This window comes from Gulosibacter sediminis, assembly GCF_030011715.1.
In the GTDB taxonomy this organism is placed as follows: domain Bacteria; phylum Actinomycetota; class Actinomycetes; order Actinomycetales; family Microbacteriaceae; genus Gulosibacter; species Gulosibacter sediminis.
This window is the reverse complement of the sequence record NZ_JASCYH010000010.1, coordinates 14,040-34,394: the sequence shown is the minus strand read 5'-3', so window position 1 is coordinate 34,394 and position 20,355 is coordinate 14,040. Positions and strand designations below refer to the sequence as shown.

Below are 20,355 nucleotides of genomic sequence, written 5' to 3'. Positions count from 1 at the left end.
CAAACATCGGGGCGGTTCGCTAGCCTCACGCCGTGGATGATTCTTATCAGTACGGCCTACTGCCCCTCGACGCGCCCGATGACGACCCGCGCTGGCGCCAGTACCTCGACGTGTTCCGCCTCACCCTGCTCGACGAACCGGCGGGCGACGCGCAGCTCGCGTTTTTCCGTCGCAACCGCCGCGCCGACGACGCCCGGCTTGCGATGATCACGACACGCACGCACGTCGGTGACACCGTCGTGGGCGGCTGCTCGTCGATCGTCGGCCGCTACAGCGCGGGCGCCGAGGACGCGGCGACGCTCGTCATCAACACCATTGGCGTCAACCCCGCGCACCGCCGCCGCGGCCTGCTGCGCGAACTCATGACGCAGCAGCTGCAGCAGGCGAAGGCCGACGGCATTCCGTTCGCGACGCTCTCGGCGAGCGAGGCGACGATCTACGGCCGCTTCGGCTTCGCGCCGAGCACCCGCATCGGCGAGGTGACGATCGACGTCAACAAGTTCAAGCTGCGGCCCACCGCCCCGGTAGCCGCGGGCCAGGTCGAGTGGATCGAGCCTGGCTTCCTTGCCGAGCACGTCGACCGCGTCATTGAGGCTTTCCATGCCCGGCAGCTCGGCTCGGTGCGACCGTACGCGCGCACGAAGATGGAGATCCTCGGCGAGTGGTCGGGCGAGGCGCAGGGCCCCGCGAAGAAGCTCCGGGCCGTCGCCCACTTCGACGAGTCGGGGCAGGTCGACGGCTTCGCGACCTTCGAGCACACGGGCTGGGAGCAGCCACGCCGAGTCAAGGTCTTCTCGCTGTTCGGCAGCACGCTCGGCGTCGAGCTCGCGCTCTGGCAGGCACTCGCGAGCATGGACCTCATCGGGCAGCTCGGCTTCTACACGCAGCCCGGTGACCCGCTGCCGCTCGTCCTCACCGACGAGCGGGCCATGGAGATTAAGGACTTCGGCGACTGGACCTGGTTGCGCATCCTCGACCTCCCCGCGGCCATCGCGGCGCGCTCGTTTGAGCGCGACGGCGAGGTGATCGTGCGCGTCGAAGACGGCCTCGGGCTCGCGGACGGCGTCTGGCATATCACGGTGCTCGGCGGGCGCGGCTCTGCGGTGACGACGGATGAGGCGCCGCACGTCGCGCTCGACATTGCCGAACTGGCGCGCATCTGGGAGTCGAACGACTCCCCCGTCGCGCTCGCACACGTCGGCCGCGTCGAGGGCGAGCCCGGCGCGATCCGCGACTTCGCGAGCCTCTTCTACCGCGCCGAACCGGTGCGCAACCTCACGGGCTACTAGGCCCGCGCATCCCACACCCGATTGGAGTCACCGTGACAAGCGAAACGTGGCAAGTAAATGGGCCCGAGTCGATCGACGTCGGCCTCGTGCGGCGTGTGCGCGCGAGCCTCATGGGCGGCAGCGTCAACGTCGTCGCCCACGACGACGCGAGCTGCCGGGTCGAGGTGGATGGGCTGACGGGTCGCGACCTCAAGGTCGAGCTCGACGGCGACACGCTCACGATCGACCACCCGCAACTCGACTGGCAGCAGTTCGGCACCTCGGTGCGCACGCTCGTCGACGGCCCGAGCGCGGAGGTCTACGTGCTCGTGCCACGGCGCTGCGACGTGAACGTCAAGGCCACCTCGGCCGAGGTGCTCGTCGCGGGCGTCGAGGGCGAGGTGTCGATCTCGACGGTGAGCGGCGAGCAGTTCGCCGACCAGACCGGCGGCACCCTCGCGCTGAGCTCGGTGTCGGGCAACGTCACCGCGCGCGAGCATGCCGGTCGCGTCGACGCGAAGACGACGACGGGCGACATCACGGTTTCGGGCACGCTGCTCGAGTACACGGGCAATACCGTCTCGGGTTCGGCGGTCGTCGACCTGCTCGACGCCGGCACCCGCCAGTTCACCCACAACACGGTGTCGGGCCGGGCCACGGTGCGACTCGCGGCGGGCACGAACCCGAGCTACAACATCCAGACCGTCACCGCGACGACGCACATCGGCGATGACACGATCGACCCGCTGCACGGTCGCCGGCACCGCGAGCAGGCGACCGGCGACGGCGACTCGCTCTTCCTGCGCCTCAACTCGGTCGCCGGTTCGATCACCGTCGTCGAGGCCGAGACCAACGAACCCGCCGCGAGCGCCGCACACCGCGTCGACGATTCCCCCGTCGATTTCAGCAACGCCCCCAAGGTGCAGCGCGTGAACGAGCCCGAGGCCCAGGCCGCGCGCGAGCCGAGATCCGAGGGCGAGCGGCCCGACGTCACAGGCTTCCGCACTGCGACCGGAACGGAGGAGTCATGACCCCGGTACTGCGAGACGACGAGCTGCGCCTCGTCACGCTGACGCTGTTGCACGAGCGGCCGCGCGAGTTCACCGAGCTGCGCGAGGCCCTGCGCGAGCGCCTCGGCGGCAACTACAACGTCGCGGGCTCGGTGCTGTCGCGGCTGCTGCACGACCTCGAGCGCGACGGCTCGGTAACGCCGAGCCACGGCGCGACGAAGCTGCTCTACGCGACCACGCTGCAGGGCGAGGCCGAGGTGCGGTCGCGGACTGACGATGCAACACGCATCACCGGCGCCGCCGACTCGGTGCGGGCGCGAGCGGATGCGGTGCGCACGTCTGCCGCCGAGGCGCGCGACACGCTGCGGGCCACGCTCACGCCCGCCCTCGAACGGGGCGAGCTCGCGCAGCGACTCGACGCGGCGGCCCAGTCGTTCCGTCAGCAGCTCCGCGCCGCGGCACGCACGGCGGATGAGACGGGTCGTCTCACGCCCGAGCTGGTCGCACGCGTCGAGGCCGAGATTCTCGGGGCGCAGGCGCGCATCCGCGAGGAGCTCGACGGCGCGTAACGTAGTGGGGGTGACCGTCACCCCCACGCCCACGTCGCGCCTGCTGCGCAACGCGGCGCTCGTGTTTGCCGGCGGCACGGTCGGCGCGGGCCTGCGCTTCACCCTCACGAGCCTCGTGCCGCTCGACGCGGTGTGGACGACGCTCGTGATCAACCTCGTCGGGGCATTCGCGCTCGGCGTGCTCACCCCGATCGCGCTGCGCCCCGGCACCGAGCAACTGCGCCTGCTGCTCGGCAGCGGCCTGCTCGGGGGCTTCACCACCTACTCGTCGTTCGCGTTCGACGTGAGCACGCTCGCCGCATACGGCGAGTTGACCTGGATCGTCGTCGCCATGACGTCGCTTTTCGGTGGCTTCGCCCTCTCGGCGCTTGGCTGGAGGCTCGGCGATGCCTGAGTTCACGCCCCTGTTGCTGCTCGGCGTCGCGCTCGCCGGCGGCCTCGGCGCGGCCGCGCGCTACGTCACCGACACCCTGCTGCGCGAGCGGCGCGAGTGGACGGCGCCCGCCGCGACGTTCCTCATCAACGCCACGGGCTCGTTTCTGCTCGGCCTGTTCACGGGGCTCGTGACCGACGGTACCTGGCATGCGCTGCTCGGCGCCGGTTTTTGCGGTGGCTTCACCACCTTCTCGACCGCGATGCTCGACGCCGTGCGGCTCTGGCGCGAGCAGCGTCGGGGCCGCGCCGCCGTGTTCCTGTTCGGGCAGTTCATCGTCTGCGCCGTGTTCGCGCTCGCCGGCGCGCTGCTGTTCGTGACGCCGCCGTCGACCTAGCTCTCGAGTCGGTCGATCGCATCCTCGCCGATCACGAGGGCTTCGTCGAGCACGTCGGCCGGGTCCATGCCCGGGCCGTAGCCGAGGAACGCGACGCGGTCGTCGCGGCGTGACCAGCCGCCCGCGATCTTCGGCGTGCCGCCCGCATCGCGCAGCCCGAGCGGGGCGAGGTGGCGCAGCGACTCGCGGCCGCCCGTGGCCCAGATGATCGCGTCGACCTCGACCTCGGCACCGTCGACGAAACGCACGCCCCCGGGCAGCAGCCGCTCGAGGGGGCCCGCAGAGTTCAACGTGCCACGGCGGCGCGCGTCAAAGATCTCGCGGGTCAGCGGAATGCCGCGCACTGCGACGTCGCTTGGCATACGCTTGCCGCGCTCAATCATGCGGCGCACCTTCGAGAGGTTCGCGTCGGTGAGCTCCCTCACGGTGAGGGTGCGGCTCGGCAGGATGCCGAAGCTTGGCCGCTCGTGAAAGTCGGGGTCGCGCCGGGTCGACCAGAGCGTCTGCGCACCCCGGCGCTCAAGCTCGAGCAGCACCGAGACCGCTCCACGGCCGCCGCCGACGACGAGCACGCGCTGCCCTCGGAACTGGCCGAAGTGGTCGATGCGATACGCGTGCAACTGCGTGCCCCGGTACTCGAGCTGCCCCGGGTACCAGGGCACGAACGGGTTCGACCAGCTGCCGGTCGCGTTAATGACGATGCGCGTCGACATCTCGATTTCGCCGCCCACCGGGCCCTGATAGAACACGCGCAGGTCGTCGCGGCGCGGCTTCGAGCGCACCTGGTGCACGCGCATCCCGTGCGCGACGAAGAGCCCGTACGCATCTTCGTAGCGCCGCCACGCCGAGCCGACCGCCTCGTGCACCCGCCGCGCGGGGTCGAGGTCGCGAAAGCCGAGGCCGAGGTCGGCCTGTCCGGCGAGGTCAATCAACTCGCCGAACTGCAGGGCGCGCCCAATCGTCAGCGAGTTCCAGGCGTGCTGCCAGGTCGAGCCGGGCTGCGGCTGCGCATCCAACACGACGAAATCGCGCAGGGCCTCCAGGCCGAGCGCGCGCAGCGAATACGCGGCCGTGAGTCCTGCCGCGCCCGCACCGATCACCGTGATATCGATGCTGCGGGAGGCTGGCACGCGGGCTCCTGAAGTGAAGAGGGACGCTTATTGCAAAGGATACGGAACGGGCGCTGCAAACTCGGCGTCCTCACCATGCGTGGTAAAGTTGCCCCACAATATTTATGTATGTCATTCCGTGCTGCGTCGGTACATCCGACCAGCACGATAGCTATTAGGGGGGTTACGCATGGGGCGTGGCCGTCAGAAGGCAAAGCACACCAAGGTCGCTCGGGAGCTGAAGTACAACATCCCCGAGACCGACTACGAGTCGTTGCAGCGCGAACTCCAGGGCAACCACGACGAGCCGGTGGTAACTTCGAGCGACGAGTCTGAAGAAGACGAGCTCTCGAAGTGGGCTGAGTACATCGAAGACGATGGCGAGCACGAGGCCGGGGACGACCTCGACCAGCGTCGCCGCGCGTAGCGCACTTCCCGTATGGAAAACCTGCAGGCCCCGGGGATCGCGATGTCGATCATCCTGGGGCTCATGCTTGTCGTCGGTAACTTCACCGCGCTCGCCGCGATCCGCCTCGCGATCTCGGGGCGCATCCTGCCCGGCACCCTCGGCGGCATCCGCACGAACGCGACCCGCGCCTCCGACGAAGCCTGGCACGCGGCGCACGAGGCGGCATGGCCGTGGGCGCTGGTGTGCAACGGGCTCGGCATGGTCGCCGGCATTGCGACGATGGTGCTCGGCAACACCGTGCTGCCGTTTCTCGTGGCGGGCGGCACGGCAGTGATCTGCACCGCGATCGGCGCGCTCGGCCAGATCGTCATTGGCCACCGCGCCGCGCAGCGCACGCTCGAGCGTTAGTTCGCGTAGCTGCCGACGAGCTGCACCGCGCCGCCGTCGACGCCCTTCGCACCCTGCTCAAAGCCGGCAAGGTCGCGCTCGCCGATCGTGACCTCACCCGCGATCCAGGCCTCGTGGCCCTCTTCGCGCACGGCGTCGATGACCGCGTCGGCGCGTGCGGTGTCGACGATGGCAAACATGCCGATGCCGAGGTTCCAGGTGCCCTCAACCGACTCGAGCGAGGCCCCAGCGAGCTCGGTGAGTACGCGGAAGACCGGCAGCGGCGACCAGCGCGAGCGCTCGAGCTGCGCCCAGCTGCCGCGGGGCAGCACGCGTGCGAGGTTCGCGGCGATGCCGCCGCCGGTGACGTGCGAGAACGCGTGAATCGCGCCGTCGAGCTCGGGCCGGCGCAGCACGCGCACGAGCTCGCCGGTGTAGAGGCGGGTGGGCTCGAGCAGGGCCTCGCCCCACGTCGTGCCGAGCTCGTCGGAGTGCGCGCGCAGGTCGACGCCGTGGTCGGCGATGAGGCGGCGCACGAGCGAGTAGCCGTTCGCGTGGAGGCCGGATGCGCCGATCGCGATAATCACGTCGCCGTCGGTCACGCGCTCGGCACCGAGCACGCGGTCGGCCTCGACCACGCCGGTCGCGGCGCCCGCGACGTCGTACTCGTCGTCGCCGAGCAGGCCCGGGTGTTCGGCGGTCTCGCCGCCGGTGAGGGCGGTGCCGGTCGCGGCGCAGGCGCGCGCGATGCCCTCAACGATGTTCGCGATGCGCTCGGGCACGACCTTGCCGCAGGCGATGTAGTCGGTCATGAACAGGGGCTCGGCGCCGACCACGATGATGTCGTCGACGACCATGCCGACGAGGTCTTGGCCGATGGTGTCGTGCTTGTCGATGGCCTGCGCGAGCGCGACCTTCGTGCCCACACCATCCGTCGAGGTCGCGAGCAGCGGCCGCTGGAACTTGGTGAGGCGCGACGCGTCGAAGAGCCCCGCGAAGCCGCCAAAGCCGCCGAGCACCTCGGGGCCATGGGTGGCCTGCACGGCCTGTTTCATGAGTTCAACGGCGCGGTCGCCCGCGCGCGTGTCGACACCGGACGCCGAGTACAGCTCATCGCTCATGCGCTCAAGCCTAGGCGACGAGGCGGCCCCGCAACGTCTCGAGCTCCGCGTCGCTCAGGCCGGCATCGCGGAGGGTGGCCCACGCATCAAAGCCGTCGAGCTGTTCGGCGACGGCCGACTCGATCGTGAAGCCGTTGCGCTCGAGCGCCGCGTCAATGAGGTGCGACTGGTCGGGGAAGTCCATGCGCTCGAAGAACGGCGTGAGCGCGGCGGTCGAGATGCGGTAGTCGGCGGCGATCGCCTCGGGCTCGACGTCGGCGAGGGCGAGCAGCGTGAACGCGACGAGGCCGGTGCGGTCGCGGCCGATCGCGCAGTGGAACAGCACGCCGCCCGGCGCCTGGGCCATCGCCCGCAGCACCGCGACGACCCGCTCGGGCTGCTCCCGCAGCACCGGAGTGAAAAAGCGGGGCGAGCCCAACCGGCCCTCTTCGCGCATCCGCTGCCAGAACGCGTGGTCGCGAGTGTTGTCGAGCGGCACGCGCACGCCGAACACGCCCTCGGGCAGCTCGGCCTCGGGAGTCGGCGGCACGCGGTAGGCGTTCGCCCGCTCCTCGTCAGCGTTGCGGGGCTCGACGTGCGTCTCGAAATCGTTGCGCAGGTCGAAGACGGTGCGGATGCCCGCATCGGCCATCTGCCCGAGGCCGGCCTCGGTGACGTAGCGCAGGTCGGCCGAGCGAACGTAGCCGCCGTGGGCTGTCGTGCCGCCGTCGCGGGTCGGCAGCCCGCCGAGGTCGCGCGCGTTGTAGAAGCCGTCCCAGCCGAGAAGTCGTTCGCTCATGGCTCCATGCTCGCCCATGTGAATGTCGTGGACGCTGCGCGAGGGGCGCAGAAAGTGGGATGATGTTAGTCGCCTTGTTTCGCTGCCAGTCAGGAGCGCCCCATACCGTGTGCGGCATCGTCGGTCATGTCTCGACCAACCTCGTCAACCAGCAAATCTACGACTCGCTCCTGCTGCTGCAGCACCGCGGCCAGGACTCGACCGGGATCGCGACCGCCGAGGGCAGCACGCTGCACCAGGTCAAGCTGAAGGGCCAGGTGCGCGAGGGCTACCGCACGCGCGACATGCGCAACCTGCTCGGCAACGTCGGCCTCGGCCACGTGCGCTACGCCACGTCAGGCTCGGCGAAGAGCGAAGACGAGGTGCAGCCGTTCTACGTGAACGCGCCATACGGCCTGGTGCTCGTGCACAACGGCAACCTCACGAACACCCGCGAGCTCACCGATGAGCTCTTCAACATCGACCGCCGGCACCTCAACTCGCCGAGCGACACCGAGATCCTGCTCAACGTGCTCGCGAACGCGCTGCAGGAGCAAATCTCTGGCGCCGAACTCACCCCCGACGAACTGTTCGACGCCGTCGCGAACGTGCACCAGCGCGTCGAGGGCTCGTACGCCGCGATCACGCTCATTGCCGGCCACGGGATGCTCGCGTTCCGCGACCCGTTCGGCATCCGCCCGCTCGTGCTCGGCCGTCGCCTCGACGAAGTCGGCCGCGAGGAGTGGGTCGTCGCCTCCGAGAGCCTCGTGCTCGACTCGGGCGGGTACGAGTTCGTGCGCGACGTCGAGCCCGGCGAGGCCGTGTTCATCACGAACGCCGGCCGCATGTACTCGCGCCAGTGCTCGACCACGACGCAGCTGTCGCCGTGCTCGTTCGAGTACGTCTACCTCGCCCGACCCGACTCGACAATGTCGGGCATCTCGGTCTACGACACCCGCCTGCGCATGGGCGAGAAGCTCGCGCACAAGGTCGAGCGCGAGATCGGCGTCGACGCGATCGACGTCGTCATGCCGATTCCTGACTCGGCCCGCCCTGCCGCGATGCAGCTCGCCGAGACTCTCGGCATCCCCTACCGCGAGGGCTTCTACAAGAACCGCTATGTCGGCCGCACGTTCATCATGCCGGGCCAGAAGGCGCGCAAGAAGTCGGTGCGTCAGAAGCTCAACGCACTGCCGAGCGAGTTCGAGGGCAAGAACGTGTTGCTCGTCGACGACTCGATCGTGCGCGGCACGACCTCGAAGGAGATCGTCGAGATGGCCCGCTGGGCCGGCGCGAAGAAGGTCTTCTTCGCCTCGGCGGCCCCGCCCGTGCGCTACCCGCACGTCTACGGCATCAACATGCCGACGCGCGGCGAGCTCGTTGCCTCGGCCCGCACGGTCGAGGAGGTCTGCTCGGTCATCGGCGCCGACGCGCTGATCTACCAGGACGTTGACGACCTCTTCGACGCGATCACCGAGGGTTCCGACGTGACGAGCCTCGACATGTCGTGCTTCACCGGCGAGTACGTGACCGGCACGGTCACGCCCGAGTACCTCGCCTGGCTCGAGACCTCGCAGACGTCGTAGCGCGCCGCTTCGGCCGCCGCTACTGCTCGCGGGTCAGCGTGATCTTGCGGGTGCGGCGGCCGATGAAGAAGTCGACGATGGCGGCGATGCCGACGACGATGATTGTCGTGAGCGCCGTGACGAAGACCAGTAGGAACCCGAGCACCTGGCCGCGCGAGAACTCCTCATGCTCGGGGAACACGTAGGTGAACACGAAGGCGAGGATCACGCCGAGGCCGAGGCCGAGCGCGATCCAGCCGCGCATGTTCACTCCGCGGCGCACGGTCGTGGTGACGGCGGTGGGGCCCCGCTCGTCGACCGCGGCCCCCTCGGCGACCTCGAGCTCGACGTACTCCGCCTCGGGCTCCACGTAGTCGAGCTCGGCGGGAGCACCGGATTCTTCAGGCGCTGCGGGCTCGGCGTCGGGGGTTTGGTGGTCAGACATGGCTTCTATTCTCGCACTCACCGACCGAACAGCGGCAGCGCGGCCGACACGTCGGCGCGAACGCCGGATGCGCGCACCGCGGGGCCCGCGTCGGCCCACGCGAGCGCGCCAGTCGCGAGCGCGAGCCAAGTCTGCGCATCCGTCTCAATCACGTTCGGGGGCGTGCCGCGCGTGTGGCCCGGGCCGGGCATGCACTGCACCGCGCCGAACGGCGGCACGCGCACCTCGACGGCGTGGCCGGGCGCGCGCTCGGCGAGCAGCTGCAGCGTGTAGCGCACGGCGGTCGCGAGTTGCCCGCGCGCGGGCGTTACGCCGGCGTCGCGCACCGCGCGCCAGGCTGCAATCGCGGCGTTGCCATCGGGGTCGGAAATCGTTGCACGAGCCATGCCTCCATTGTCGCAACCACGACATCCGGGCTGCTGGCCGGTACCCTGGAGCAGTGAAGATTCTGGTACTCGGCTCGGGTGCTCGCGAACACGCCCTCGTGGCGTCGCTCGCCCGCGAAAACGCCCACGAAATCGTCGTCGCTCCCGGCAATGTCGGAATGGAGGCGCTGGCAGAGCGCATCCGCATCGATCAGACGAACCCCGAACTCATTGCGGACTTCGTCAAGGACGAGCAGGTTGAGCTCGTCGTGATCGGCCCCGAGGCGCCGCTCGTCGCGGGCGTCGCGGATGCGGTGCGCGAGCTGGGCGTGCCGGTGTTCGGCCCCTCGAAAGCCGCGGCCGCACTCGAGGGCTCGAAGTCGTTCGCGAAGGACATCATGCAGCGCGCCGGCGTGCCCACGGGCCGCGCGGTGAAGCACAGCGAGCTCAGCGAGGTCATCGCGACGCTCGACGAGTACGGCGCGCCCTACGTCATCAAGGCCGACGGCCTCGCCTCGGGCAAGGGCGTCATCGTCACCGAAGACCGCGGCGACGCGATCACCCACGCCGAGCACTGGCTCACGCAGGGCCCCGTGCTCATCGAGGAGTTCCTCGACGGCAGCGAGGTCTCGCTGTTCTGCTTCAGCGACGGCGAGACGGTGCGCGCGCTGCCGCCGGCACAGGACTTCAAGCGCCTGTTCAACAACGACGCCGGCCCGAACACGGGTGGCATGGGCGCGTACACGCCGGTGCCGTTCCTCAACGACCAGTTCGGCGGCGAGCGCGAGTTCATGCAGCTCGTGGTCGACCAGGTGGCGCAGCCCGTCGTCGACGTCATGCGCGCCGACGGCGTGCCGTTCCAGGGCCTGCTCTACTGCGGCCTCATCGTGACGGCCGCGGGCATCCGCGTCATCGAATTCAACGCGCGTTTCGGCGACCCCGAGACGCAGGTCGTGTTGCAGCGCCTCGCCGAGCCGCTCACGCCCCTGCTCTACGAGTCGGCGAACGGCACGCTCGGCAGCCACGCCCGCGAGCTCGAGCTCAACGACGCGTCGGCGGTCACCGTCGTGCTCGCTTCGGAGGGCTACCCCGATAAGGTGCGCTCGGGCCGCGAGATCACCGGCATCGCCGACGCCGAGGCGACAGGTGCGCAGGTGTTCCACGCCGCGACCGGCGTCGCCGACGAGGCGATCATCGCCACGGGCGGCCGCGTACTCAACGTGGTCGCAACCGCCGAGACGATTCAGCAGGCCCGTCGCGGCGCCTACGCGGCGCTTGGGCTCATCCGCCTCGAGGGCGGCCAGTTCCGCACCGACATCGCCCAGAACGGCGCCGCGCTGCAGGACAGCCAGCTCGCCCGCACCGGCGCGATCTCGCTGAGCGAGGCGCGCGATGTCGCGGCGACGACCGACTCGCTCGCGGTTCAGGCGGCCGAGCAACTGCCGACGCCCGCGGCGGCACTCGCCGAGCCCGAAGCATCCGACGAGCTTGCCGGCTGGCGCCACATCTACTCGGGCAAGGTGCGCGAGGTCTACGAGTCGGAGTCCGACGCCGAGGTGCTCCTCGTCGTCGCGAGCAACCGCGTCTCGGCCTTCGACCACCTGCTCGAGCCCGAGATTCCGGGCAAGGGCCGCATGCTCACCGAGCTGAGCCGTTGGTGGTTCTCGCAGCTTCCGGCCCCGAACCACCTCCGCGAGGCCGAGGGCTGGGATGCGCAGCTCGACCCCGAGCTCGCCGCGCGCTCGATGCGGGTCGCGAAGCTACAGATGTTCCCGATCGAGTGCGTCGTGCGCGGCTACCTCACGGGCTCGGGCCTCGCCGAATACCGCGAGACCGGCAGCGTGTGCGGCGTGCCGCTGCCCGCCGGCCTTGAGGACGGCGACCGGCTGCCCGCCCCGATCTACACCCCCGCCTACAAGGCGCCGCAGGGCGAGCACGACGAGAACATCAGCTACGCTCGCACCGTCGAACTCGTCGGCGAGCAGCACGCCGCGCAGCTGCGCGAGCTCTCGCTGCGCCTCTACACCGCGGGCTCGACCATCGCCGCCGAGCAGGGCCTCGTGCTCGCCGACACGAAGTTCGAGTTCGGCGTCGACTCGGCCGGCCACGTCACGCTCGCCGACGAGGCGCTCACCTCCGACTCCTCGCGCTACTGGGACAAGCGTCGCTACAGCGACGAGTCGCGCCCGCTGCCCGAGCGTCTCGCCTCGTTCGACAAGCAGATTGTGCGCAACTGGCTGCGCGAGAACTGGAACGGCGAGGGTACTCCCCCGCAACTGCCGAACGAGATCGTCGAGCAGACCGCGGCGAAGTACCGCGAGCTCATCGACCGGCTGACCGCCGAGCCGGCCGACTAGCTCGCCGGCAAGCTAGCTTTCACGTTCGGCGCGGCGCCAGCGCTCGCGCAGGCGGGCGCGAATCGTGTCGTCCTCCTGCTGCGCCTCAAGCTCGGGCAGCGACTCGTTCCAGGCCTTGATGAGCGCCCAAGCGACGGCGGTCAGCGGCACGGCGATAAGCGTGCCTATGATGCCGCCGAGCACGGTGCCGGTGGTCAGGGCGATCAGCACGACGAGCTCGTGCAGCTTGAGTGACTTGCCGAGCACGACCGGCTGCAGCAGGTTGCCCTCGAGCTGGTTGACGAGCACGACGATGCCGGCGACGACGAGCGCCGGCACGAAGCCGTTCGTCACGAGCGTCACGAGCGCCGCGATGATGCCCGCGAGCGTCGCGCCGACGACCGGGATGAACGCGCAGATGAACACGACGAGCGCGAGCGGCAGCCACAGCGGCACGCCGAGGAACACCATGCCGAGGCCGATGAAAACGGCGTCGACGAGCGCGACGATCACGGTGCCGCGCACGTAGCCGCCCATGACGCCGACCGCGCGGGCGCCCATGAGTTCGGCGCGACGGTGCTGGTTCGTCGGCAGCGGACGCACGATGAAGCCCCAGATCGACGGGCCATCCTTGAGGAAGAAGAACAGGATCACGACGAACAGCACGGCCGCCATCGCGAAGTTACCGAAGGCCGACAGGCCAGAGGCGAGGCCGCTGCCGACCGCGCCGAAGTTGATGTTCGACAGCAGCGACTGGATAGTCGCCCAGAGGTCGTCGAGGCGAGTGTCGTCGAGCGCGAACTGCGGGAATTGGTTGTTCCACCACGACACGAGCTGGTTGAAGCCCTCGGCGGTGGTCGACACGAGGTTGTCCCACTGGTCCATCACCTGCATCACGACGATCCAGATGAGGCCGCCGAACACGACAACGACGAGCAGGAGCACGACGACGGTCGAGAGCACGCGCGGCCATCGGTAGCGGCTGAGCGCCGAGATCACCGGCTCAAACGCCGAGGCGATGATGAGCGCGAGCAGAATCGGCACGACGACGATGGCCACGTGCAGCAGGCCGAAGATGAGGATGGCGAAGGCGGCGAGGATCAGCAGGCCCTGCAGCGAGCGGGTCGCGACGACGCCGACGCTGTCGGTCCAGAGCTGCGCCGGACGGCGCGGGCTCACGAGGCGACCCTGGCGTTCCTGCTCCTGCGCCTTTGCCCGCAGCTGCGCATCCAGCTCGCGATCTTCGAGCGCGGAATCAGCCAGTGGCACCCCCGCAGCATCGGTCTTCGGCTTCCGTAGACGTCCAAACATGCTTGCCTCCACTAATTCGAACGCCATTCTTTCGCAGGCCGCCTGAACGGCGGCGCGCCACGAGTAGGATTGGGCGGAGATGCCCCAAACGTTGCAAGGAGATTTGATGCCCAAGATCGTCGTGCAGGTCATGCCGAAGCAGGAGCTGCTGGACCCGGCGGGCAAGGCCGTGCAGCGGTCGCTCGCCGCCGGCGGCCGCGAGCACTTCACGGATGTACGTATCGGCAAGCGCTTCGAGATCGTCACCGACCGCGAGGTCACGCCGGAGCTCATGGACGAGGTCGCGCAGATCGCCGACGACCTGCTCTCGAACGGCGTCATCGAAGACGTGATCTCGATTGAGGTCGCGAGCGACGAGGAGCTCTCGTAGTGCGCGTCGGCATCATCACCTTCCCGGGCTCGCTCGACGACCGTGACGCCGCGCGCGCGGTCGAGATCAGTGGCGGCGAGCCCGTCATGCTCTGGCACGGCGACCACGACCTGCAGGGTGTCGACGCCGTGATTCTGCCCGGCGGCTTTAGCTATGGCGACTACCTGCGCTGCGGCGCGATCGCCTCGCACTCGGCGATCATGCGCGAGGTAAAGGATGCCGCGGCCAAGGGCCTGCCCGTGCTCGGCATCTGCAACGGCTTCCAGATGCTCATGGAGGCGCACCTGCTGCCCGGCGGCCTGATCCGCAACGACCACGGCCGCTTCATCTGCCGCGACCAGGGACTGCGCGTCGAGAACATCGACACCCCGTGGACCCGCGGCTACGAGCAGAACGAAGAGATCGTCATTCCGCTCAAGAACGGCGAGGGCTCGTTCATCGCCGACGACGAGACGCTGCGCCGCATCGAAGGCGAGGGCCAGGTCGCATTCCGCTACCTCGGCGTCAACCCGAACGGCTCGATGAACGACATCGCTGGCCTGCGCAACGAGGCCGGCAATGTGGTGGGCCTCATGCCGCACCCCGAGCACGCGGTTGAGCCGGGCTACGGCCCCGACATTGCCGAGCGGATGCGCTCGGGCATCGACGGCCGCGGCATGTTCATGGGCCTCGTGCGCGAACTCGTCGGCTAGCGCCCTCCGAGGCTAGAGCCAGCCGCGGCGGGCGGCGAGCACGCCCGCCTGGAATCGGCTGTCGGCGCCGAGAATCTCGAACAACTGCGAGATGTGGCGCCGGCACGTGCGCACGCTCATCTGCAGGCGGCGCGCGAGGGCCTCGTCGGTCATGCCGATCGAGAGCCCCTCGAGAATGGCCTGCTGCGTCGCCGACAGCTTTACCGCGTCGGCCGACTCAGCCTCGTCGGGGCAGATCTCGAACGGCGTCGCATAATCCCACACCGTGTCGAACAGGCGCGCGAACACCATCGCGACGTCGGGGTCGCGGATGACGAGCGCGGCCGGGTCGTTCTTCTCGCGGTGCCGCGAGACGATCGCCTTGTTGCGGTCGAACACGAGCAGCCGCACCGGCAGCGACGGTACGGTGCGGAACTCGGCGCCGAGCTCACCAAGCCGCTCGACCGAGCGCCGCGTCGGCACGTGGTCACGCCGGCGGTCATGCATCAGGGTGCGGCGCGAAATGCCCGCCTCGAGCAGCTCGGCGTCTTTGAGGTCGGACTCCTCTTGCACCTCGACGGTCGAGCCGCGGCCGGGCTGCACGATGAGCACCTCGCTCGTGACGCGGCGTCAGGTGAAGGTCTCGGCGTCCTCGTAGGCGGGTGTGATGAGGCGGAGGTCGGCGAGCTCTCGCCAGGCCTCCTCGGTCTCGGTCATGCGCAGTGCGAGCGATACTGACGCCTGTTGCACGGTGGCGTCGGCCTGCGAGCTCACGTATTCGTAGAGCGTCGTGGCGTGCTTGCTCAGCATCCACGCCCCCTTCATTCGCCGCTGGTGTCGTGGCCGTAGTAGCCATTCGCCCCAGCGAGGCGGTCACCGACGGCGAGCGATACAAGCGAAGTCACGAGTCCCGGCGTCGCCGGCCGTTTGCGCACGAAGGTGACGACGACGTAGACCGTCGCGGCAACACCGACCAGCAGGCTGAGGTACGTAAGCGGAGGCACCTGGCCCGTGACGATCGCGCTAGTTGGCGCCGTCGCGAAAGCGAGGACACCGATGATGCCGACGGTGAGCTGGAGGGTTCGGTTCTGGGTGGTCATGCGAGCTCCTGTTCTCGAGGTGGTTCGAGGTTCGCCCGGCGGCGGGGTGGCCAACAAGATCAGCTTCGAGCCGTGTCCGGATGCTGCAACGGGGTTCGATCTGGCACCCCTGCATCCCTTGCAATCACTGGGAAGTCAGCCGTTTGGATGAGCGAAAAATTGCCGTGGCAGGTAGTTCGCGTGGCAGCTTCGTGCAGCCAGATTTCGGCCGTTTTTGGTCGCGAAACGTCGGGGTGACATCATTCATTCGTCGAGAACGAGGGAGACATGGTGGAGCAGCCGGAGCGCAGCAACAGGTCGCACTGGGCGAAGCCGAACGAGCGGCAGGAAGAGCCGGTCAGCGACGTCCTCCCGGTCGTGCCGACGACGACGATGCTGCTCACCACGGCGATCCCCGCCGCCGAGCGGCGCCGCCTGCGCGCGGCCGGCAAGCGGGTGCCGAAGGACCTCTTCGCGTTCCTCACGAAGCTCGACGCCCGGCTCGTGGTCGTGCTCGGCTCGCTCGCGGTCGGCATGGGCCCCCTGCTCACGAAGATGTCGGGCGAGAATGCGGCGACGACGATCTTCTTCCGCTTTAGCATCGCCCTGATTCCGCTCGCGATCTTCGCGGTGCTCGAGTGGCGCCTCAACGGCCGGATGCGCTGGAAGGGCATGGCGATGCACCTGCTCGCGGGCGTGTTCTTCGGCCTCGACGTGGGCCTGTTCATCCCCGGCGTCTACCTCGCCGGCGCGGGCATCGCGACCGTCGCCGGTAATCTCCAGGTCATCATCGTGCCGCTCATGGCGCTGCTGTTCTTCCGCGAGCGCATGGCGCGGCCGTTCGTCATCGCGATTCCGTTCATGCTCGCCGGCGTCGTGCTGCTCAGCGGCGCGCTCGAGCAGGGCTCGTTCTCGGGCCAGGTGTTCCTCGGCGTCATGCTCGCGGTTGCCGGCGGCTTCGCCTACGCGGGCTACGTCATGGTGATCGCGCGGGCCCGGCCGACGGGCCACGCCTGCACGCAGGTGTTCCTGTCGACGACGTCGGCGATGGTCGTCGGCACGCTCGTCGCGACGCCGTTCGGCGCCCCGAACTTCACGCCGCCGCTCGAGCACCTGCTCGTGCTCATCGCCCTCGCGCTGCTCGCGCAGGTGGTGGGGTGGATCGCGACGTCGAGCGCACTCCCCCGCGTCGACGGCACGACGGGGCCGATGCTGCTGCTCATCCAGCCGCTTGTCGCGGTCATCGGCGGCGTCGTATTCCTCGCCGAGCAGATCACGGTGCTGCAGTGGCTCGGCATCGCGATCGTCATCGCGGCGATCGGCTTCACGACGGTCGCGAACGCGCGGCGGGCCGCCGCGAATCGCTAGGCTAGACGGGTGCATCCCGCTCGCCTGCTTCGCGTCACCTCGATCATCGAGGCGTGCACGTGGGCACTGCTCATCGCGTCGATGCTCATCCGCACGCTCGGCGACGCAGAGCTCGGCGGCACGCTCATCTCGTGGGCGGGCTCGCTGCACGGCACGGCGTTTCTCGCGTATGGCTTCGCGGTGATCGTCGCGTGGGTGCACGCGCGCTGGCCGTTCCGCGTCGCCCTGCTCGGCGGGCTCGCGGCGCTGCCGCCGTTCTGCACGCTGCTGTTCGATTGGTACGTGCACCGCAAGGGCCACGTGCCGCCGTCGGTGCGCGACGAAGGCGAGGGGGCGGATGCGCGCGGCCTCGTGCGCTGGACCGCGACGCATCCCTTCACCCTCGCCTGCAGCACGGTCGCGGTGTTCGCGTTCGTGCTGACGTCGTCGCTGTCGGCCTAGCGCCTCTCATCGCCCTCTCATAGTTACCTCACGCCCGGCTCATGCCCGGGCGAAACAGTGTTGGGTATGCACACCCAACACGGGCGCCGCGCGAATGTCGTCGGCGCCGGCCCGAACGGGCTCACTGCGGCCGCCGTGCTCGCGAAAGCGGGCTGGCAGGTCGACATCTACGAGCGCGCCGACCGCCCCGGCGGCGCGGCCGCCACCACCTCGGCGCTCGGGCCCGGCACGCTCGTCGATCTCGGCGCCGCCGCGCATCCCTTCGGCGTCGCGAGCCGCGCGTTCCGCGAGCTCGAGCTCACGAACTACGGCCTCGAGTGGCAGCACTCGGGGCTCGCGCTTGCGCATCCGCTCCCCGGCGGCGACGCGGGGCTGCTCCACCACCAGCTCGGCTGGACGGCCGAAGACCTCGGCGCCGACGCGGCCGCCTGGCGCCGCCTCCACCGCCCCGCGACCGACGACATCGACGCGCTGCTCAACGAGGTGCTCCAACCGCTCGCGCACCTGCCCCGTCACCCGGTGCAGCTCGCGCGCTTCGCGCCGGCAGCGCTCGCACCTGCGTCGACGATTGCCCGCCGCGCCCTCACGACGCCGGCCGCCCGGGCGCTGTTTCTCGGCTCGGCCGCACACGCCTTCGCCCCGCTGCAGCAGCCGCTCACGGGCGCGTTCGGCGTGCTCTTCGGGGCGCTCGGCATGACGCACGGCTGGCCGGTCGCGGCCGGCGGCAGCCAGGCGATTACGGATGCGCTGCTCGCGGTCGCGCGCGCCCATGGCGCCCGCCTGCACCTCGACCACGAGGTCACCGACTTGCGCGAGCTGCCGCCCGCCGACGCGACGGTGCTCGCGCTCACCCCACGCCAGATCGCGCGGCTCGGCGGCGCGTCCGAGCTCCCCCGCGGCCTGCGGCGGTGGCGGCACGGCGCGAGCGCGTTCAAGGTCGACTACCTGCTGCGCGAGCCGATTCCGTGGACGAACCCGCGCGTCGCCGAGGCCACGACGGTGCACGTCGTCGGCACCGCCGAAGAGCTGCTGCTCGCCGAACGCGAGGTGGCGCGCGACCGCCTGCCCGAGCATCCGTTCGTGCTGCTCGCGCAGCAGCAGGCGGCCGACCGCGTGCGCGCCCCGGGCGACTCGGTCGTCGTGTCGGGCTACGCGCACGTGCCGCACGGCTACGCCGAGTGGCGCGAGGACGAGGTCGTCGACCGCATCGAGCGCCAGCTCGAGCGCTTCGCGCCGGGATTCCGCGACACCGTCGTGTTCCGCCGCACCACCTCGCCCGAGCAGCTCGAGGCGTGGAACCCGAACCTCGTCGGCGGCGACATCGCCGGCGGCGCGATGACCGGCACGCAGCTGCTGCGCCGCTTCGGCGTCGGGCCGAACCCCTACCGGCTCGCGCCCGGCACCTACCTCGCCTCCGCTTCCGCCCCGCCCGGCGCCGGCGTGCACGGCATGCCGGGCTACTGGGCCGCAAAGACCCTTATCGCCGACACCCGAGAGAAGTGAGCCACCCGTGAAATCGCCCGTCACCGCCCGAGATGCCCTGCCGCTGCTCGGCTACGCTGCCCTCGCCGGCGTACTGCTCGCCCCGCTGGGCCACTACCGCGGCACCCGCGCCGAGGTCGACCGGGCGAAGGTCGAGGAGGATTCGTTTCCGCTGTCGACCTACCCGATGTTCTCGGCCGACCGCCGCGGCCGGCTCTACCTGCCCCATGTCGTCGCCTTCACGGCGGCGGGCGAGCGGCGCATCCCCCACTACCGCCACTACGGCGCCGGCGGGCTGAATCAGGTGCGCAAGCAGATCGCCCGCGCGGTGCGCGCCGGCCAGGCCGCGAGCGTCGCGCAGCAGTACGCCGACTCGCTCGCCGTCGCGGGCGAGCGCGAGCTCGTGCGCGTCGAGGTCGTGCGCGCCCGCTTCGTGTTCGACCGCTACTTCGCCGGCCGCACCGCGCCGAGCTCCGAGGTGGTGCACGCCGAGTGTGCCGTCGGCGGCACGGCCGTGCGCTGCCGCGTCACCCGCAAGTCCACCGCAGTCATCGACCCCAGCCAGGAGCCACTGTGATGCCCATCGTTCGTGCCATGACGCGCACGCTTCGCCCCACTACCCACGCCGCCCGGCCCGCGCTGCTGCGGCTCGGCGTCGGCGCCTTCTCGGCGGTGCACAATCTGCGTCGCCGCGCGATGTTCCGCACGCTGCACCGGCAGGGCGAGGATCGCTGGGCGCCCGTCGGCGTCGCCCGGGTGCTGCGCCGGCCCCTGCCGCCGCGCGTCGCCGACGCGATCTTCGACGCCGCCCAGCTCGTGAACCTCGCCGCGACCGCGGGGCTCGCCCACCGCGTCACCGGCCCACTCAATGCCGCGCTGCAGCTGTGGACCATCACCTACCGCAACTCGTGGGGCATGGTCTTTCACAACGACAACACGCTCACGATGCACCAGATGGCGCTTGGTCTCGGGCGCAGCGCCGACGCGCTCTCGGTGGATGCCCTGGTCACGCAGCGCACCCTGCTGCCGAACCGCGTGAGCCGGCACTATGGCGGCATCGCGACCGTCATGAACCTCGCCACCTGCGCCGTCTATCTCATCTCGGGCGTCGCGAAGGTGCGCAGCCCGCAGGGGTGGGCTTGGGCGAGCGGCGACACCCTGCGCGAGCAGATCGCGGCCGACGCGATTCGCAAGGAGTCGTTCGGCGGGGTGCCGCCGAAGTTCGCGGGCGAAATGTATCGCAGCAAGGGGCAGTTCGGCCTGCTCGCGATCGGCGCCCTCGTCATCGAACTCGGCGCGCCGCTCTCGCTCGTCGACCGCCGGCTCGGCGCGCTGTTCAGCGCCGGCGCCTGGGGTATGCACGTCGGAATTCGCATGATCATGGGCATCAAATTCAGCTACAACACCTCCGGCGTCGCCTACCTGCCCTACCTCACGAACATCCCCGCACTCAGCCCGCGCTAACGCATGAGAACGCTCTCACGTGCATCCCATTTGCACATCATGCGCGAGCGATTCACTC

25 protein-coding genes are annotated in these 20,355 nt (G+C 69.9%); 16 read left to right on the top strand and 9 right to left on the bottom strand.

All coding sequences use genetic code 11. The annotated features are described in order from the left end of the window. Nucleotides 1-32 precede the first annotated feature (32 nt). Genes QM019_RS05190 through QM019_RS05170 form a run of 5 tightly spaced genes read left to right on the top strand, consistent with a single transcriptional unit; the run spans nt 33 to nt 3,617 of the window. Entirely contained in the window at nt 33-1,289 is a 1,257-nt protein-coding gene (locus tag QM019_RS05190) for a GNAT family N-acetyltransferase (RefSeq protein WP_282852143.1), read from the top strand. 32 nt (nt 1,290-1,321) lie between these two features. Then, nucleotides 1,322-2,299 (top strand): DUF4097 family beta strand repeat-containing protein, encoded by a 978-nt coding sequence (locus QM019_RS05185; protein WP_282852142.1) that lies wholly within the window; start codon nt 1,322-1,324, stop codon nt 2,297-2,299. Next, the gene (locus QM019_RS05180) at nt 2,296-2,847 is read left to right on the top strand and encodes a PadR family transcriptional regulator (protein WP_282852141.1); all 552 of its coding nucleotides are present in this window, start codon (nt 2,296-2,298) and stop codon (nt 2,845-2,847) included. Before QM019_RS05185 ends, QM019_RS05180 begins: the two co-directional genes overlap by 4 nt. 10 nt (nt 2,848-2,857) lie before the next feature. After that, complete coding sequence (locus QM019_RS05175) at nt 2,858-3,241, top strand: fluoride efflux transporter FluC (RefSeq protein ID WP_282852140.1); 384 nt, start codon at nt 2,858-2,860, stop codon at nt 3,239-3,241. Then, complete coding sequence (locus QM019_RS05170) at nt 3,234-3,617, top strand: fluoride efflux transporter FluC (protein ID WP_282852139.1); 384 nt, start codon at nt 3,234-3,236, stop codon at nt 3,615-3,617. Before QM019_RS05175 ends, QM019_RS05170 begins: the two co-directional genes overlap by 8 nt. Here QM019_RS05170 and QM019_RS05165 read toward each other — a convergent pair. After that, on the bottom strand, nt 3,614-4,747 hold the full coding sequence (locus QM019_RS05165; RefSeq protein WP_282852138.1) for an NAD(P)-binding domain-containing protein: 1,134 nt from the start codon (nt 4,745-4,747) through the stop codon (nt 3,614-3,616). The genes QM019_RS05170 and QM019_RS05165 overlap by 4 nt on opposite strands. Before the next feature lie 169 nt (nt 4,748-4,916). On the opposite strand from QM019_RS05165, the gene QM019_RS05160 reads away from it, so the two are divergent. Together QM019_RS05160 and QM019_RS05155 are read left to right on the top strand one after the other, a co-directional pair. Beyond that, entirely contained in the window at nt 4,917-5,153 is a 237-nt protein-coding gene (locus QM019_RS05160; protein WP_282852137.1) for a DUF3073 domain-containing protein, read from the top strand. A gap of 42 nt (nt 5,154-5,195) precedes the next feature. Next, nucleotides 5,196-5,543 carry an SdpI family protein gene (locus tag QM019_RS05155; RefSeq protein WP_164509799.1) on the top strand — a complete coding sequence of 116 codons (348 nt, stop codon included), beginning with the start codon at nt 5,196-5,198 and terminating at the stop codon, nt 5,541-5,543. On the opposite strand, the gene purM is transcribed toward QM019_RS05155, so the two are convergent. Both purM and QM019_RS05145 read right to left on the bottom strand, forming a co-directional pair. Further along, on the bottom strand, nt 5,540-6,643 hold the full coding sequence (purM, locus tag QM019_RS05150; RefSeq protein WP_282852136.1) for a phosphoribosylformylglycinamidine cyclo-ligase: 1,104 nt from the start codon (nt 6,641-6,643) through the stop codon (nt 5,540-5,542). The two genes, QM019_RS05155 and purM, sit on opposite strands and share 4 nt — an antisense overlap. Before the next feature lie 10 nt (nt 6,644-6,653). Continuing rightward, nucleotides 6,654-7,421, bottom strand: coding sequence for a tyrosine-protein phosphatase (locus QM019_RS05145; protein WP_282852135.1), 768 nt, complete (start codon nt 7,419-7,421; stop codon nt 6,654-6,656). Nucleotides 7,422-7,528: 107 nt separating this feature from the next. Here QM019_RS05145 and purF point away from each other — a divergent pair, with 107 nt between their 5' ends. Beyond that, complete coding sequence (gene purF / locus QM019_RS05140; protein ID WP_282852134.1) at nt 7,529-8,986, top strand: amidophosphoribosyltransferase; 1,458 nt, start codon at nt 7,529-7,531, stop codon at nt 8,984-8,986. Between the two features lie 19 nt (nt 8,987-9,005). Here the strand turns inward: purF and QM019_RS05135 are convergent, their stop codons facing one another. Together QM019_RS05135 and QM019_RS05130 are read right to left on the bottom strand one after the other, a co-directional pair. Next, the gene (locus tag QM019_RS05135; protein ID WP_282852133.1) at nt 9,006-9,410 is read right to left on the bottom strand and encodes a hypothetical protein; all 405 of its coding nucleotides are present in this window, start codon (nt 9,408-9,410) and stop codon (nt 9,006-9,008) included. A gap of 17 nt (nt 9,411-9,427) precedes the next feature. Further along, entirely contained in the window at nt 9,428-9,796 is a 369-nt protein-coding gene (locus QM019_RS05130; RefSeq protein WP_282852132.1) for a sterol carrier family protein, read from the bottom strand. Nucleotides 9,797-9,849: 53 nt separating this feature from the next. On the opposite strand from QM019_RS05130, the gene purD reads away from it, so the two are divergent. Then, nucleotides 9,850-12,132, top strand: a complete 2,283-nt coding sequence (gene purD / locus QM019_RS05125; protein WP_282852131.1) for a phosphoribosylamine--glycine ligase — start codon at nt 9,850-9,852, stop codon at nt 12,130-12,132. A 12-nt stretch (nt 12,133-12,144) separates the two neighbouring features. Here the strand turns inward: purD and QM019_RS05120 are convergent, their stop codons facing one another. Next, nucleotides 12,145-13,380 (bottom strand): AI-2E family transporter, encoded by a 1,236-nt coding sequence (locus tag QM019_RS05120; RefSeq protein WP_282852130.1) that lies wholly within the window; start codon nt 13,378-13,380, stop codon nt 12,145-12,147. A gap of 148 nt (nt 13,381-13,528) precedes the next feature. On the opposite strand from QM019_RS05120, the gene purS reads away from it, so the two are divergent. Together purS and purQ are read left to right on the top strand one after the other, a co-directional pair. Then, on the top strand, nt 13,529-13,792 hold the full coding sequence (gene purS / locus QM019_RS05115; RefSeq protein ID WP_125107579.1) for a phosphoribosylformylglycinamidine synthase subunit PurS: 264 nt from the start codon (nt 13,529-13,531) through the stop codon (nt 13,790-13,792). After that, complete coding sequence (gene purQ / locus QM019_RS05110; RefSeq protein WP_125107578.1) at nt 13,792-14,484, top strand: phosphoribosylformylglycinamidine synthase subunit PurQ; 693 nt, start codon at nt 13,792-13,794, stop codon at nt 14,482-14,484. Before purS ends, purQ begins: the two co-directional genes overlap by 1 nt. 12 nt (nt 14,485-14,496) lie before the next feature. Here the strand turns inward: purQ and QM019_RS05105 are convergent, their stop codons facing one another. The 3 genes from QM019_RS05105 to QM019_RS05095 are packed head-to-tail and all read right to left on the bottom strand — an operon-like array spanning nt 14,497 to nt 15,563. Beyond that, on the bottom strand, nt 14,497-15,075 hold the full coding sequence (locus QM019_RS05105) for a helix-turn-helix transcriptional regulator (protein WP_282852129.1): 579 nt from the start codon (nt 15,073-15,075) through the stop codon (nt 14,497-14,499). A gap of 18 nt (nt 15,076-15,093) precedes the next feature. Next, nucleotides 15,094-15,273, bottom strand: a complete 180-nt coding sequence (locus QM019_RS05100; protein ID WP_282852128.1) for a hypothetical protein — start codon at nt 15,271-15,273, stop codon at nt 15,094-15,096. 11 nt (nt 15,274-15,284) lie between these two features. Then, nucleotides 15,285-15,563 carry a hypothetical protein gene (locus QM019_RS05095; RefSeq protein WP_193128023.1) on the bottom strand — a complete coding sequence of 93 codons (279 nt, stop codon included), beginning with the start codon at nt 15,561-15,563 and terminating at the stop codon, nt 15,285-15,287. 267 nt (nt 15,564-15,830) lie between these two features. On the opposite strand from QM019_RS05095, the gene QM019_RS05090 reads away from it, so the two are divergent. From QM019_RS05090 to QM019_RS05070, 5 genes are all read left to right on the top strand, one after another. Beyond that, nucleotides 15,831-16,910 carry a DMT family transporter gene (locus QM019_RS05090; protein WP_282852126.1) on the top strand — a complete coding sequence of 360 codons (1,080 nt, stop codon included), beginning with the start codon at nt 15,831-15,833 and terminating at the stop codon, nt 16,908-16,910. A gap of 9 nt (nt 16,911-16,919) precedes the next feature. Beyond that, nucleotides 16,920-17,351, top strand: coding sequence for a DUF3817 domain-containing protein (locus QM019_RS05085; protein WP_282852125.1), 432 nt, complete (start codon nt 16,920-16,922; stop codon nt 17,349-17,351). Nucleotides 17,352-17,417: 66 nt separating this feature from the next. Further along, nucleotides 17,418-18,854, top strand: a complete 1,437-nt coding sequence (locus QM019_RS05080; RefSeq protein ID WP_282852124.1) for a phytoene desaturase family protein — start codon at nt 17,418-17,420, stop codon at nt 18,852-18,854. A 7-nt stretch (nt 18,855-18,861) separates the two neighbouring features. After that, nucleotides 18,862-19,410: a hypothetical protein gene (locus QM019_RS05075; protein ID WP_282852123.1), complete on the top strand. Its 549-nt coding sequence runs from the start codon at nt 18,862-18,864 to the stop codon at nt 19,408-19,410. Next, nucleotides 19,410-20,297, top strand: coding sequence for a hypothetical protein (locus tag QM019_RS05070; RefSeq protein WP_282852122.1), 888 nt, complete (start codon nt 19,410-19,412; stop codon nt 20,295-20,297). The genes QM019_RS05075 and QM019_RS05070 overlap by 1 nt, the downstream gene beginning before the upstream one ends. Nucleotides 20,298-20,355: the final 58 nt, after the last annotated feature.

Excerpts from the sequence above, each read along its gene's own strand:
- QM019_RS05080 (WP_282852124.1), top strand. The coding sequence starts at position 17,418 with ATGCACACCCAACACGGGCGCCGCGCGAATGTCGTCGGCGCCGGCCCG.
- QM019_RS05100 (WP_282852128.1), bottom strand. The coding sequence starts at position 15,273 with ATGCTGAGCAAGCACGCCACGACGCTCTACGAATACGTGAGCTCGCAG.
- QM019_RS05070 (WP_282852122.1), top strand. The coding sequence starts at position 19,410 with ATGCCCATCGTTCGTGCCATGACGCGCACGCTTCGCCCCACTACCCAC.
- QM019_RS05155 (WP_164509799.1), top strand. The coding sequence starts at position 5,196 with ATGTCGATCATCCTGGGGCTCATGCTTGTCGTCGGTAACTTCACCGCG.
- QM019_RS05135 (WP_282852133.1), bottom strand. The coding sequence starts at position 9,410 with ATGTCTGACCACCAAACCCCCGACGCCGAGCCCGCAGCGCCTGAAGAA.
- purM (WP_282852136.1), bottom strand. The coding sequence starts at position 6,643 with ATGAGCGATGAGCTGTACTCGGCGTCCGGTGTCGACACGCGCGCGGGC.
- QM019_RS05130 (WP_282852132.1), bottom strand. The coding sequence starts at position 9,796 with ATGGCTCGTGCAACGATTTCCGACCCCGATGGCAACGCCGCGATTGCA.
- QM019_RS05180 (WP_282852141.1), top strand. The coding sequence starts at position 2,296 with ATGACCCCGGTACTGCGAGACGACGAGCTGCGCCTCGTCACGCTGACG.
- QM019_RS05160 (WP_282852137.1), top strand. The coding sequence starts at position 4,917 with ATGGGGCGTGGCCGTCAGAAGGCAAAGCACACCAAGGTCGCTCGGGAG.
- QM019_RS05090 (WP_282852126.1), top strand. The coding sequence starts at position 15,831 with ATGGTGGAGCAGCCGGAGCGCAGCAACAGGTCGCACTGGGCGAAGCCG.
- QM019_RS05095 (WP_193128023.1), bottom strand. The coding sequence starts at position 15,563 with ATGACCACCCAGAACCGAACCCTCCAGCTCACCGTCGGCATCATCGGT.
- QM019_RS05170 (WP_282852139.1), top strand. The coding sequence starts at position 3,234 with ATGCCTGAGTTCACGCCCCTGTTGCTGCTCGGCGTCGCGCTCGCCGGC.
- QM019_RS05145 (WP_282852135.1), bottom strand. The coding sequence starts at position 7,421 with ATGAGCGAACGACTTCTCGGCTGGGACGGCTTCTACAACGCGCGCGAC.
- purS (WP_125107579.1), top strand. The coding sequence starts at position 13,529 with ATGCCCAAGATCGTCGTGCAGGTCATGCCGAAGCAGGAGCTGCTGGAC.